The sequence below is a fragment of the Stackebrandtia sp. genome (assembly GCF_035643755.1).
GTDB lineage: Bacteria > Actinomycetota > Actinomycetes > Mycobacteriales > Micromonosporaceae > Stackebrandtia.
The window spans coordinates 1-12,609 of record NZ_DASQPW010000084.1; the positions used below are offsets into that span (position 1 = coordinate 1).

The window sequence follows — 12,609 nt, forward strand, 5'->3', positions numbered from 1 at the left end:
CCATGCTGCATCACGTTGAGCACGGCACCGGCACCCCCGTCCTGGCCCTGCACGGTTGGCCCGTCGACCATCGGCTCATGACGGGGTGCCTCGAGCCCGTGTTCGCCAGGCGGGAGGGCTACCGCCGCCTGTACCCCGACCTGCCGGGCATGGGCGCCAGCCCCGCCGACGGCATCGACTCCTCCGACGACATGCTGGGCGCGATCGGCGAGTTCATCGATGAGCACATCGGCGACGAGCCGTTCCTCGTGGTCGGCGAGTCCTACGGCGGGTACCTGGCCCGCGGGCTGCTGCAGGTGCGCCGGTCGCAGGTGAGCGGCATGGCACTGATCTGCCCCGTTGGGCGCGAGCTGCGCAATCAGGACCGCACCGTGCCGCCCCGCACCGTCCTGGTGGACGAGCCCGGGCTGGTCGAGGCGTTGGACGCCGAGACCGCCGCCGACTTCACCGCGGTCGCCGTGGTGCGCACCAGCCAGACGCTGCGGCGCTTCACCGCCGACATCAAGGGAACCGTGTACGACGAGGCCGCGCTCGAACGCATCAAACGGCGCTGGGAACTCAGCATGCTGCCCGAGCGCGGCGAACCCTACGAGTGCCCCGGCCTGATCCTCACCGGGCGGCAGGACTGGGCGACCGGGTATGCCGACGTCTACGCGCTGCTGGACCACTATCCGCGGGCGAGCTTCGCGATCCTGGACCGCGGCGGGCACAACCTGCAGATCGAGCAGCCCGAGCTGTTCGAGGCGATGACGCTGGAGTGGCTGGATCGGGTGGCCGAGGCGGGCTGACGTCAGCGGCGGAAGGTGTCCTGGTGCTCGACGAACCAGGCGTAGGTGGACTTGATGCCCTCGGCCACGTCGATGCGCGGCCGCCAGCCCAGGGCGCTGATCCTGCCGATGTCGGAGATCTTCTTGGGCGTACCGTCGAGTTTGGACAGATCGTGTTCGAACGTGCCGTCGTAGCCGATCACCTCGGCCATCCGGGCCACCAGGTCGTTGATCTCGGTGCCGACGCCGGTGCCCACGTTGATCGGCGAGGCGTCGTCGTAGTGGCGCAGCAGGTGCACCACCGCGCGGCCCAGGTCGTCGGTGTGCAGGAACTCCCGGATCGGGGTGCCGCTGCCGTAGATGACGAACTCTCCATCGCCCGCGAGCTTCGCCTCGTGGAGGCGGCGCAGCAGCATCGGAAACGCGTGCGCCCCGGGAATGTTGAAGTTGTCGCCGGGTCCATAGAGGTTGGTGGGCATCGCCGAGATCGCCGACATGCCGTACTGCTGCCGCAGCGCCTTGACGTGGAACACCCCGGCGATCTTGGCGACCGCGTAGGCGTCGTTGGACTCCTCAAGCTCCCCCGTCATCAGCGAATCCTCGCGGATCGGCTGCTCGGCGAACTTCGGGTAGATGCAGTTGGATCCCAGGAACAGCAGGCGCTTCGGGCGGAACCGGGCCGCCGCGTCCAGCACGTTCAGCTGAATCCGGAGGTTCTGCGACATGAAGTCGGCCTTGTGGGCGGCGTTGTCGAAGATCCCGCCCACCCGCGCGGCGGCGTCGATCACGTAGTCGGGGCGCTCGTCGGAGAAGAAGTCGGCCGTGGCGTCGCGGTCCATCAGGTCCAGCTCGGCGCTGCGCCTGCCCACCAGGTTGGTGTAACCCTCGGACTCGAACGCCCGCCAGATCCCCGAACCCGCCAGTCCACTGTGTCCCGCGATGTAGATCTTGGCGTCGAGGGGAATCTCGTGCCGGAAATCGGAACCCATGTCGCTCCTGTCTCAATGACGTCACGTCCGCGTCGAAAACTCGCCTCGAGACTATCAACCCGCCCCACGGTCCTGGGCTGCGCGAACGCCCGCCCCGCTTTCGTCGGCCGCGCGCGGGCGACCCCCGTGTAGGCTCGCGGAGGCCAAGGTCAGAGCTTGAGTTAAGGACGGGTATGAGCGAGCGCAGCCGCACCGCGTTGATCACCGGAATCTCCGGGCAGGACGGCTCCTACATGGCCGAGCTGCTGCTCGCCAAGGGCTACGAGGTGCACGGCATCATCCGCCGATCGTCGTCGATCAACACGCCGCGTCTCGACAACATCTACCAGGCTCCGCACACGCCGGGCCAGAACCTGTTCCTCCACTATGGGGACATCACGGACGCCAGCATGCTCACCAACCTGGTGCGCGACGTCCGCCCCGACGAGGTCTACAACCTGGCCGCCCAGAGCCACGTGCGGGTCAGCTTCGACATCCCCGACTACACCGGCAATGTCGACGCCCTGGGTACCATGCGGATGCTGGAGGCGGTGCGCGCCAGCGAATGCGGCGCCCGCTTCTACCAGGCATCCACATCGGAGCTCTTCGGATCGACTCCCCCGCCGCAGAACGAGGACACGCCGTTCCACCCGCGCAGCCCGTACGGGGTGGCCAAGATCTACTCGTACTGGGCCGTGGTCAACTACCGCGAGGCCTACGGACTGCACGCCAGCAACGGCATCCTTTTCAATCACGAGTCCGAGCGCCGCGGCGAGACCTTCGTGACCCGCAAGATCACCCGCGCGGTGGCGCGGATCGCCGCGGGCATCCAGGACACCGTCTACATGGGAAACCTCAGCGCCAAGCGCGACTGGGGTTACGCGCCCGAGTACGTCGAGGGCATGTGGATGATGCTGCAGCAGGACAACCCGGACGACTACGTGCTGGCCACCGGCGAGGCCGCCAGCGTCCGCGACTTCGTCGAGGTCGCGTTCGCGCACGCGGGCCTGGACTGGGAGAAGTACGTCAAGCACGACTCCCGCCACGAGCGCCCCTCCGAAGTGGACGCCCTGCACGGCGATCCGTCCAAGGCCAAGAAGAAGCTGGGCTGGGCGGCCAAGACCCACTGGCGCGACCTGGCCAAGCGGATGGTGGACGCCGACCGTCAGCTCCTGGACGACCAGCTGTCCGGCAAGTCCGTACGCGAGGAGCACATCTAGAAACCGCGGAGGCGGTGGGATTCGAACCCACGAGACGAGTCGCCCCGCCTGGCGGTTTTCAAGACCGCTGCACTAGTCCACTATGCGACGCCTCCGAGAGCGCTCGTCAATTTACCAAACGCGCGCGGGCGCACGCGTCGGCTATTCCTCGCGGTACTCGTCGGAGTCGGGGACGTCGCGGTGTTGCTCGGCGGCGTCGGCCTCGTCGGCTTCCCGGGTGGAGGCGTTGTCGTCGACGGTGGCGTCGGTGTCCTCGTCGAGGTCGGCGGCCTGTTCGGCGGCGTCGGCGTCGGGGACCGGCCAGTTGTCGGTTGCCATGATTGCCAGGTTAACCGGATGCCGCCGGGGTGGGGCGGCAATCGGTGGAGCAGAATGCCCGGTGAAGACAGCGGCGTCTTGACCGGCGGGGTCGGCAAGCGGCCCCGAATCGAAAATGCAGAAGGAGCCTCCATCATGCCCATCGCGACACCCGAGGCGTATGCGGACATGCTAAATCGCGCCAAGGCGGGCGCGTTTGCCTACCCGGCCATCAATGTCTCGTCCTCGCAGACCCTGAATGCCGCGCTGGCCGGTTTCGCCGAGGCGGAGTCGGACGGGATCATTCAGGTGTCGACCGGGGGCGCGGAGTACCTGTCGGGGCCCACGGTCAAGGACATGGTGACCGGGTCGGTGGCGCTCGCCGAGTTCGCCCGCGAGGTGGCCAAGAAGTACCCGGTGACCGTCGCGCTGCACACCGACCACTGCCCCAAGAACAAACTGGACGGTTTCGTGCGCCCGCTGTTGGACATCTCGGCCGAGCGGGTCAAGGCCGGGCGGGATCCGCTGTTCCAGTCTCACATGTGGGACGGTTCGGCGGTGCCGCTGGGCGAGAACCTGCAGATCGCCGAGGAGCTGCTGGCCAAGACCTCGGCGGCGCGGATCATCCTGGAGATCGAGGTCGGCGTGGTCGGCGGCGAGGAGGACGGCGTCGTCGGTGCGATCGACGAGAAGCTGTACACCTCGGTGGCCGACGGCCTGGCCACGGTCGAGGCGCTGGGTTCCGGGGAGAAGGGCCGGTACATGACGGCGCTGACCTTCGGCAACGTGCACGGGGTCTACAAGCCGGGCAACGTGAAGCTGCGTCCGGAGATTCTCAAGGAGATCCAGGACGCGGTGGGCGCGAAGGTCGGCAAGGACAAGCCCTTCGACCTGGTGTTCCACGGCGGTTCGGGTTCGCTGTTGTCGGAGATCCGCAGCGCGTTGGACTTCGGTGTGGTGAAGATGAACGTCGACACCGACACCCAGTACGCGTTCACCCGCCCCGTGGTGACGCACATGTTCACCAACTACGACGGCGTGTTGAAGGTGGACGGCGAGGTCGGCAACAAGAAGGTGTACGACCCGCGCTCGTACGGCAAGGCCGCCGAGGCGGGCATGGCCAAGCGCGTGGTGGAGGCCTGCGAGAACCTGCGTTCGGTGGGCACGAAGTCCTAGGGACGGCGACGAAAAACCCGGGCGGCGCCGATGCGCCACCCGGGTTTCGTTGTCCTGGTTGGTCAGTTGATGAATCGTCCGGCGCCGTAATACGACATGCCGGCCTGATCCAGTCGGTCGATGCGGACGGTTTCGCCGGAGTTGGGTGCGTGGACCACGTAGTCGTCGCCGATGTACAGGGCGACGTGTTGAAGTCCGTTGTAGAACACGGCGTCGCCCGGTTGTAGCTCGGCGCGGCTGATATGGGTGGCCATCCCGTACTGTTGTCGCGCGCTGTGCGGCAGGCTGATTCCGACTTGACGCATGGCCGCCAGCACGAGGCCGGAACAGTCGTAGGAGCCGGGTCCGGCAGCGGCCCATACGTAGGGCTTGCCGCGCTGGTCGAGTGCGAAGCGCACCACCTTGCCGCGATCGCCCGGCACGTAATCGGGGACGTAGTCGATGTTCTCCCCGCGCGACCTGGCGTCGTCACGGAAGGCCTCTTTACGCTTGTCCTGCAAGCGATCCATGGCCTCGGTGATCTTCTTCTTCTTGGACTTCAGGGACGCTTCCTTGTCGGATTGCTCGGCCTTGAGGTCGTCGAGCGTGTCCTTGGCGTCCTGGTATTTCTTGGCGGCGTGCGAGAGCTTGCCGATCACGCCGGAGTCGCTGGCGACGATGCCGTCCAGCGAGGAGATCTTGGCGACGAAGATGTCGGGCGAGCCGGCATCCAGGATGGCGGTGGTGTCCCCCATCCCGCGGGTCTCGTAGGCGGCGTCCACGATGGGTTCCGCCTGGTCGTAAAGCTTGTCGAGCTTGACCTTGTAAGGGTGGAGCTTCTTTTCGAGGACGTGGATCTTGTGCTTGGTGTGCTTGAGGTCCTCGGTGATCGAGTTGTAGTCCTCGACGACTCCCTCGAGGTCGGAGTTCTGCTTCTCGATCTGGTTCTCGTATTCCTTGACGCTGGGTTTGGCGTTGGCCGTCCCGGCGCCCATGGCGATGATGACGGCACTGAGCGCCACCACGGCGATCGTGCGCCAGCACGCGGAACCGATATGGCGAACGGTCACGATTGCTCCTTCGCTGATGGGCGAATCTCGTGGGCCCTGAGGGTGGAGAGGACACGGGCCATCGGCGAGAGTAGCGCATTCGATTGAGGCGGTGGGGGTGCGGAGGCCCCTTCGTCCATCTTGGGGACGGTGTGTCACCGGGTGACGGACACAGTGTGCGGTGCGGTAGGCTTCGCGGCGATGAATCACGGACGTTTCTGGCCCTCGGCCGCGCGGTGTCGCGGCTGTTGCTGTTGTCGCTAGCGACCAGCCTCAACCCGCCCGTCCGCCGTGCCGCCGCAGCGGCCCGATTCCTCAAGGTCCTTCGTGTCGACCGTCGTCTCCACTTCGCTTTCGTCCCTTGCCGAGCGCTACGCCGCCGAGCTGCCGTGGCGCCCCCAGTTCACTCCCCGTTCCCGCTGGGCGCGGCGGGTGCTGGTCGCCGACGGGTGCGAGGTGTGGTTGTTGTCGTGGCTTCCGGGGCAGGGCACCGAGATGCACGACCACGGGGGTGTGTCCCGCCCGGTTCCCGGGGCGTTCGCGGTGGCGGCGGGCAGCCTGCGCGAGTACACGGTGGTGCCCGGCGAGGCGCCGCGGCTGGCGGTGCGCGAGATGGAGGCCGGACAGTCCAGTGTGGTTGATGAGCGGGCGATTCACGCCGTCCGCAACGATTCGGACGCCGTGGCGGTGAGCGTGCACGTGTACGCGCCGCGGCTGGAGATGATGCGGCGGTACCTGTTCAGCGAGATGGGGTTGTGGCTGGCCTCGACGCAGCGGGCGGGGGCGGACTGGTTAGAAGAGGGGGCGGACGCCGAAGTAGACGATCGCGGCGACGGCCGCGGCGGCGGGGAAGGTGAGCACCCAGGCGGTGACGATGTTGCCGGCCACTCCCCAGCGCACGGCGGAGGAGCCCTTGGTGGCGCCGACACCCATGATCGCCGAGGTGATGGTGTGGGTGGTGGAGATGGGGGCTCCGATCGCGGCGGAGCTGAACAGGACCGAGCTGGCGACCGTCTCGGCGGCGAAGCCCTCGGGGGGTCCCAGGTGGATGACGCGGCGGCCCAGGGTCTTGATGATGCGCCAGCCACCGGCGAAGGTGCCCGCGGCCATCACGGCGGCCGAGGTGATGAACACCCATTCGGGGATGTAGCTGGGATCGTGCTGGATGCCGCCGATGAACAGGGCCAGCACCACGATGCCCATGGTCTTGGCGGCGTCCTGCATGCCGTGTCCGATGGACATGGCGGCGGCCGACACCGACTGGGCGATCCGGAAGCCCCGCGACAGGCGGCGGGGATTGCGGCGCCGGAAGATCCACATGATGGCGATCATGACGATGAAGCCGAGGATGAAGCCCACCACGGGCGACAGCACCATCGGGATGACGACCTTGTCGAGGATGCCTCCCCACTGGACGTGGAACCCGCTCGCCAGGGCGCCGGCGACGAGGGTGGCGCCCACCAGCCCGCCGATCAGGGCGTGCGAGGACGACGACGGCAGCCCGAACCACCAGGTGATCAGGTTCCAGGCGATGGCGCCGACGACGCCGGCGAACACGACGGCCAGTCCCGCCGACGTCTGGGGAAGCGAGACCAGCCCGCGCCCCACGGTGTCGGCGACCTTGGCCCCCAGGTGGGCGCCGACGAAGTTGCCGACCGCGGCCAGCGCCAGCGCGACGCGCGGCGTGAGCGCGCGGGTCGACACCGAGGTGGCGATGGCGTTGGCGGAGTCATGGAATCCGTTGGTGTAGTTGAATCCCATGGCCACCAGGATCACCAGGATGGCCTGGACCATGATGGCGTCCACTTAGGCTTCCTTGACCGCGATGGTCTCGACCGTGTTGGCCACGTGTTCGAAGGCGTCGCAGGCCTTTTCAAGCTCGTCGGCGACTTCCTTGAGCTTCAGGACGGTCAGCGCCTCGTACTCGCCGGAGAACAGCCGCACCAGCAGCATCCGGTAGACCCGGTCGCCGTCGTTTTCGAGCCGGTTGCATTCGATCCAGTAGTCACGCAGCGAGGAGTCCATGCCCTTGAGCTTCGGCATGGCCGCGGCGGTGATGTCGGCCTGGGCGCGCAGCACCTCGAACATCTCGACCATCTCGCGCGGCGGGGATGGCAGCTCGGACAGCCCGTACAGGTAGACCAGGTTGCCGGCCGCCTCGATGTGGTCCATCACGTCGTCGAGCTGGCTGCCCAGCTGGTACATGTCCTCGCGGTCCAGCGGGGTGACGAAGGTGGAGTTGATCTTGTTGTACAGCTCGTGAGTGATCTCGTCGTTGTCGTGTTCGACCTCGACGAGCCGCTCGGACACCGACTGCACGTCGGCCTCCGGCTCGCCCAGCTCGGACAGGATCGTCGTGCCCTTGACGATGTTCTCCGCAGCCGTGGTGAAGAACTTGTAAAACGCGTCATCTTGGGGACGCAGCGAAAACCGCACCTGACACCTCGTGTGCACCACATTGATCGACATCTCCGGCTGGAGATGTCGGCGTTCACCATACCTTTACCCGCCAGCTACCGCTGTCAGGTCCGCCGGTGATGATCCCAGCCGGGTGAGCGCTCCGATCACCTTGTCACTGTCGGTCGTATACCACAAGGGCGGCAAGGTTTTGCGCAGGTAAGGACCGTATGAACGTGCGGTGTGGAGCCTCGGGTCGAGGACGGCGGCGACGCCGCGGTCGCCGCGGGCCCGGATCAGGCGCCCGACGCCCTGGGCGAGCCGGACGGCGGCGTGCGGGACGCTGACGGACGCGAAGCCCGAGCCGCCGGCCTCGTCGGCGGCGGCGGAGCGGGCCTCCGACAGCGGTTCGTTCGGCCGGGGGAACGGCAGCCGGTCCACCACGACCATCTGGCAGGCGTCGCCGGGGACGTCCACGCCCTGCCACAGCGACATGACGCCCAGCAGGCACGCCTCGGGCTCGGCCTTGAACTTCTTCACCAGCAGCGGCAGGGTCTCGTCACCCTGGAGCAGGATCGGCAGGTCGGTGCGGTCGCGCAGCACCTCGGCGGCGGTCTCGGCGGCGCGCTTGGAGGAGAAGAGGCCGAGGGTGCGCCCGCCCAGGGCCTTGACGAGCTTGACCAGTTCCTCGGCGGCGGCGTCCGACAGGCCGGACGCGGTGGGGCGGGGCAGGTGCGCGGCGACGTAGAGGATGCCCTGCTTGCCGTATTCGAAGGGGGAACCGACGTCGAGGGCCTTCCAGGTGGGGCCCGACGGCTTCTCCGGTTCGGAGTCCTCGGTGATCTCGCTGTCGGAGGACAGGCCGAGGGACGCCGCGAGGGCGTCGAACTTGCCGCCCAGGGTGAGGGTGGCCGAGGTCGCCACGACGGTGCGCTCGGCGTACAGCTCCTCGCCCAGCAGCTCGGCTACCGACAGCGGCGCGACGACGAGCAGCCGGGAGCGGCCGTCGCCCTCGCACCAGCGCACGTCCTGGTGGCCGCCGGCCAGGCAGCGCTGCGCGGTGGTGGCGGCCTCGTTGATCAGGCTCTTCAGCTGGGTCTTGCCCATGTAGTTGGTGTCGTCGGGTTTCGGGTTGCCGAGGGACGCGGCGGCGTCGCTGCACGCGCCGTCCACAAGGGTGAGTGCCTCGACCAGGGCGGTGGGCAGCTCGGTGAGGCGGGTGCCCGGGCACTGGTCGACGGCGGCGCCCAGCGCCTCGGCGGCGTCGGCGAAGCGCCCGATCAGGTCCTTGGGGACGAGGCCGGCGGCGCGCCGCGCGAGCCGGTCCACACTGGAGGCCGACAGCTCGGCGCGGGCGGCCGACGTGGTGCGGTCGGCCAGCTCGTGGGCCTCGTCCACGATCAGCAGCTGGTGCTCGGGCAGCACGCTGCGGTTGTGGTTGATGTCGATGGACAGCAGGGTGTGGTTGGTGATCACCAGGTCGGCCGCCCGTGCGCGCTCGCGGGCCCGCTCGGCGAAACACTCTCCGCCCCAACGGCAGTTGGCCGCGCCCACGCAGTCGCGGGCCGATGTGGACATTTGGCGCCAGGCGGTCTCGGTGACGCCGGGGTCGAGGTCGTCGCGGTCGCCCGAGTCGGTCTCGGAGGCCCATTCGGCCAGCCGCTTCATGTCGCGGCCCAGCCGGGAGCGGGGACCGGCGGCGGACGCCTCGACGTCGGAGTCGCTGAACAGCGTGTCCTCGGCCTCGGCGTCGGCGCCGAGCTTGGCGGCGCACAGGTAGTGGTGGCGTCCCTTGAAGACGGCGAAGGTGGGGCGGCGTCCCAGCACCGGCTCCACGGCGTCGGCCAGCCGGGGCAGGTCGGTGGAGATGAGCTGGGACTGCAGCGCCAGGGTCGCGGTGGAGATCACCACGGGGGACGGGGCCAGCAGCGCCGCACACAGATACGCCAGGGACTTTCCGGTTCCGGTTCCCGCCTGCACCAACAGGTGCGATCCGGACTCGATGGACTCGGCGATGGCGGTGGCCATCCGCTGCTGGCCGGGCCGGATCTCCCCGGCCGGCACCGCCGCGACGCACGCGTCCAGAAGTTGATCCACCGTCGCTTTGCTCACGTGGCGACGTTACCGGTTGCCTCGTCGGGTGGTCGGGCAGCCTCTTCGGCCTGCCGCGCGTGGGCGCGCAGCGATTTCACCCCGGTGTTGATCACCGCCACCAGCGGAACCGCGATCAGCGCGCCGATCGGACCGGCCAGCACGACACCGGCGCCGACCGCCAGCACCACGGCCAACGGGTGGATGCTCACAGCGCGGCCCATCAACAACGGTTGCAGCACATGGCCTTCCAGCTGCTGCACCAGCAGCACCACGGCCAGCACCAGGAGCGCGGTCACCCAGTCGTTGCCGACCAGCGCCACCAGGACGGCCACGGCCCCCGAAACGGTGGCGCCGATGATCGGGATGAACGCGCCCAGGAAGACCAGCGCGGCCAGGGGAATCGCGAGGTCGACCTTGAGGATCTCCAGGCCGATGCCGATGCCGATGGCGTCGATGAACGCCACCACGATGGTGGCCCGCACGAAGGCGACCAGGGACCGCCAGGCCGCGAATCCGGCGTTGAGCAGGGGTTCGTGGGACTGCTCGGGCAGCATCCGCACGATGAACGTCCAGATGCCGCGCCCGTCCCGCATGAAGAAGAAGGTGGTGAACAGGGTGAGGAACATGCCGGTGAGGGTGCTGAACACCACGCCGATGCCCTCCACGGCGCTGCCGGCCAGGTCGCTCTGGTTCTGCTGCACCCACTTGTTCAGTCCGGTGCGGATCTCGCGGAAGAAGCTGTTGATCTCGGCCTGTTCCAGGTGCAGCGGCCCGTGTTTCGCCCAGTCCTGGATCTTGCCGAGGCCCTGTTCGACGCTGGTGACCAGGTTGTTGATGTCGGCGATGAACTGGTTGACCACCCAGGTCAGCACGCCCGCCACCACGGCGATGCCCGCGACCAGCACCAGCGTCACGGCCAGGGACCGCGGGATGTGCCACCTGGCCAGCAGGGCCGACAGCGGTTGGAAGATCGCCGACATCAGCAGGGCGATCAGCACCGGGATCACCACGAAGGACACCATGTTGGCGAGATACAGGACGCCGACGACGGCCGCGGCGATCACCAGGGCGCGCCAGGACCAGCCCGCGGCGACCTTGATGCCGTTCGGGACGCCGTCGGAGACGGGGGGGACCGGTTCGGGCTCGGGCTCCGGTTCGGGCTCGCCGTCGTCGTGCTCGTCGAGCTCCTCGAGGTCCTCGGGCTCCTCGTTGCGGTGCTTGGCCTGCTCGTAACGCTCCACATAGGGGTTGGCGCGCAAACGCGCCCACCATTGGCGGGCACGACCGAGGCGTCCCGATCCGGCCATGGGCGCCTCCTTGTTCGGCGTGAGCGGGGTGCGACGTCCACCGTACCGACCGCGTGCCCCCAACGCAGGTATGGTGTGGCCCGTGACCGCATACGACACCGAGACCGGCCTGCCGGTCCGTCTCCTCCACGACCGCATCCTGGTGCGGGCCGACAGGGGCGACGGCGAGCGCCGCTCGGCCGCGGGCATCGTCATCCCCGCCACCGCCTCGGTGGGTCACCGCCTGGCGTGGGCGACCGCCGTGGCGGTCGGGCCCCTGGTGCGGGGCGTCAAGGTGGACGATCGGGTGCTGTTCGACCCGGACGATCGATCCGAAGTGGAGCTTCACGGGCGGGAGTACGTGCTGCTGCGCGAGCGCGACGTGCACGCCGTGGCGGCGCAGCGGGTGGACGACAACAACACGGGGTTGTACTTGTAGCCGTGGACATCGGGGTTGTCGGGCTGGGGCTGATCGGGGGATCGGTGCTTCGCACCTGCGCGGTCGCCGGCCACCGGGTGCGAGGCCACGACGCGGAAGCATCCACAAGAGACGAAGCGCGGTCGGCGGGCTTCGACGTCGCCGACGACGCGGGCGCGTTGCGGGACGCCGACGTGCTGTTCCTGGCGGTCCCCCTGGCGCGCTTGGGCTCCGCGCTGGACGGCCTGGAGGGCTTCGGCGGCCTGCTGACGGACGTGACCTCGGTGAAGGGCCGGGTCGCCGAGCTGGTGGCCCGGCGCTGCCCGCGGGTGCGGTTCGTCGGCGGGCATCCCATGGCGGGCAAGGAGAGCAACGGCTTCGCCGCGTCCACCGACGCCCTGTTCGACGGCTGCTCGTGGGTGCTGACCATCGACGAGTCCACCGCGCTGGACGACTGGTTGGCGCTGGCGGCAACGGTTTGCGGGCTCGGCGCCCGCGTCGTGCCCACCACGTCGGCGGCCCACGACGCGGCGGTGGCCCGCGTCTCGCACGTCCCCCACCTGAGCGCCGCCGCCCTCGCCCTGGCCGCCGACGACCCGCTGGCGCTGAGTCTGGCCGCGGGGTCGTTCCGCGATGGCACCCGGGTGGCCGCCAGCGACCCGCAACTGGTGGCGGCCATGTGTTCGGGCAACACCGCGGCCGTGCGCGAGGCCCTGGACGCGGTGATCGCGAGCCTGGAGCGGGCGCGGGACGCGCTGCCGTCGGGGATCGCCGAGTGGGCGCGGCCCGCCAGCCGGATCCGCCGGGCGTGGCCGCCCGAGGCGGGCGAGCCGACGCGGATCGCGGCGCGTCGGGAAGATCTCCTGCGGTGGGGCAACGCGGGCGGATGGGTGACGTCGATCGCCCGCGACGGTTCGATAATGGCCGGGCAACCCCGGCGGATCATGCCGTAAGGTGC

General features: G+C 68.8%; 12 protein-coding genes, 1 tRNA gene and 1 pseudogene. 6 read left to right on the forward strand and 8 right to left on the reverse strand.

Annotated features, from left to right (window positions below; all coding sequences use genetic code 11):
• The first annotated feature begins 2 nt into the window (after window positions 1-2).
• A complete protein-coding gene (locus VE172_RS06295) occupies window positions 3-788 on the forward strand; it encodes an alpha/beta fold hydrolase (protein WP_324798710.1) in 786 nt (261 codons plus the stop codon).
• Window positions 789-790: 2 nt separating this feature from the next.
• Here the strand turns inward: VE172_RS06295 and VE172_RS06300 are convergent, their stop codons facing one another.
• Window positions 791-1,756, reverse strand: a complete 966-nt coding sequence (locus VE172_RS06300; protein WP_324798712.1) for a GDP-L-fucose synthase family protein — start codon at window positions 1,754-1,756, stop codon at window positions 791-793.
• A gap of 173 nt (window positions 1,757-1,929) precedes the next feature.
• On the opposite strand from VE172_RS06300, the gene gmd reads away from it, so the two are divergent.
• Window positions 1,930-2,955, forward strand: coding sequence for a GDP-mannose 4,6-dehydratase (gene gmd, locus VE172_RS06305; RefSeq protein WP_324798714.1), 1,026 nt, complete (start codon window positions 1,930-1,932; stop codon window positions 2,953-2,955).
• A gap of 6 nt (window positions 2,956-2,961) precedes the next feature.
• Here gmd and VE172_RS06310 read toward each other — a convergent pair.
• A tRNA-Ser gene (locus tag VE172_RS06310) sits at window positions 2,962-3,050 on the reverse strand.
• A gap of 46 nt (window positions 3,051-3,096) precedes the next feature.
• Window positions 3,097-3,273, reverse strand: coding sequence for a hypothetical protein (locus VE172_RS06315; RefSeq protein WP_324798717.1), 177 nt, complete (start codon window positions 3,271-3,273; stop codon window positions 3,097-3,099).
• Window positions 3,274-3,408: 135 nt separating this feature from the next.
• Here VE172_RS06315 and fbaA point away from each other — a divergent pair, with 135 nt between their 5' ends.
• Window positions 3,409-4,428, forward strand: coding sequence for a class II fructose-bisphosphate aldolase (gene fbaA / locus VE172_RS06320; protein WP_324798720.1), 1,020 nt, complete (start codon window positions 3,409-3,411; stop codon window positions 4,426-4,428).
• A 62-nt stretch (window positions 4,429-4,490) separates the two neighbouring features.
• Here the strand turns inward: fbaA and VE172_RS06325 are convergent, their stop codons facing one another.
• Window positions 4,491-5,477: a C40 family peptidase gene (locus VE172_RS06325; RefSeq protein WP_324798722.1), complete on the reverse strand. Its 987-nt coding sequence runs from the start codon at window positions 5,475-5,477 to the stop codon at window positions 4,491-4,493.
• 435 nt (window positions 5,478-5,912) lie between these two features.
• Between VE172_RS06325 and VE172_RS25670 the strand changes: the two are divergent.
• Window positions 5,913-6,131 (forward strand): annotated as a pseudogene (locus VE172_RS25670) (cupin domain-containing protein); the annotation flags it as partial.
• A 117-nt stretch (window positions 6,132-6,248) separates the two neighbouring features.
• On the opposite strand, the gene VE172_RS06335 reads toward VE172_RS25670, so the two are convergent.
• The 4 genes from VE172_RS06335 to VE172_RS06350 form a co-directional block, all read right to left on the reverse strand.
• Window positions 6,249-7,250 carry an inorganic phosphate transporter gene (locus VE172_RS06335; protein WP_349258276.1) on the reverse strand — a complete coding sequence of 334 codons (1,002 nt, stop codon included), beginning with the start codon at window positions 7,248-7,250 and terminating at the stop codon, window positions 6,249-6,251.
• 12 nt (window positions 7,251-7,262) lie between these two features.
• Window positions 7,263-7,892 (reverse strand): DUF47 domain-containing protein, encoded by a 630-nt coding sequence (locus VE172_RS06340; RefSeq protein WP_324798731.1) that lies wholly within the window; start codon window positions 7,890-7,892, stop codon window positions 7,263-7,265.
• A gap of 66 nt (window positions 7,893-7,958) precedes the next feature.
• Window positions 7,959-9,965: an ATP-dependent DNA helicase gene (locus VE172_RS06345; RefSeq protein ID WP_324798734.1), complete on the reverse strand. Its 2,007-nt coding sequence runs from the start codon at window positions 9,963-9,965 to the stop codon at window positions 7,959-7,961.
• Window positions 9,962-11,254, reverse strand: a complete 1,293-nt coding sequence (locus tag VE172_RS06350) for an AI-2E family transporter (RefSeq protein ID WP_324798737.1) — start codon at window positions 11,252-11,254, stop codon at window positions 9,962-9,964. Before VE172_RS06350 ends, VE172_RS06345 begins: the two co-directional genes overlap by 4 nt.
• Window positions 11,255-11,324: 70 nt before the next feature.
• Between VE172_RS06350 and VE172_RS06355 the strand changes: the two genes are divergently transcribed.
• Together VE172_RS06355 and VE172_RS06360 are read left to right on the forward strand one after the other, a co-directional pair.
• A complete protein-coding gene (locus VE172_RS06355) occupies window positions 11,325-11,672 on the forward strand; it encodes a GroES family chaperonin (protein WP_349258275.1) in 348 nt (115 codons plus the stop codon).
• Window positions 11,564-12,604 carry a prephenate dehydrogenase gene (locus VE172_RS06360; RefSeq protein WP_324798744.1) on the forward strand — a complete coding sequence of 347 codons (1,041 nt, stop codon included), beginning with the start codon at window positions 11,564-11,566 and terminating at the stop codon, window positions 12,602-12,604. Before VE172_RS06355 ends, VE172_RS06360 begins: the two co-directional genes overlap by 109 nt.
• The last annotated feature ends 5 nt before the right edge of the window (window positions 12,605-12,609 follow it).

Excerpts from the sequence above, each read along its gene's own strand:
- VE172_RS06295 (WP_324798710.1), top strand. The coding sequence starts at position 3 with ATGCTGCATCACGTTGAGCACGGCACCGGCACCCCCGTCCTGGCCCTG.
- VE172_RS06300 (WP_324798712.1), bottom strand. The coding sequence starts at position 1,756 with ATGGGTTCCGATTTCCGGCACGAGATTCCCCTCGACGCCAAGATCTAC.
- gmd (WP_324798714.1), top strand. The coding sequence starts at position 1,930 with ATGAGCGAGCGCAGCCGCACCGCGTTGATCACCGGAATCTCCGGGCAG.
- VE172_RS06315 (WP_324798717.1), bottom strand. The coding sequence starts at position 3,273 with ATGGCAACCGACAACTGGCCGGTCCCCGACGCCGACGCCGCCGAACAG.
- fbaA (WP_324798720.1), top strand. The coding sequence starts at position 3,409 with ATGCCCATCGCGACACCCGAGGCGTATGCGGACATGCTAAATCGCGCC.
- VE172_RS06335 (WP_349258276.1), bottom strand. The coding sequence starts at position 7,250 with ATGGTCCAGGCCATCCTGGTGATCCTGGTGGCCATGGGATTCAACTAC.
- VE172_RS06350 (WP_324798737.1), bottom strand. The coding sequence starts at position 11,254 with ATGGCCGGATCGGGACGCCTCGGTCGTGCCCGCCAATGGTGGGCGCGT.
- VE172_RS06355 (WP_349258275.1), top strand. The coding sequence starts at position 11,325 with ATGGTGTGGCCCGTGACCGCATACGACACCGAGACCGGCCTGCCGGTC.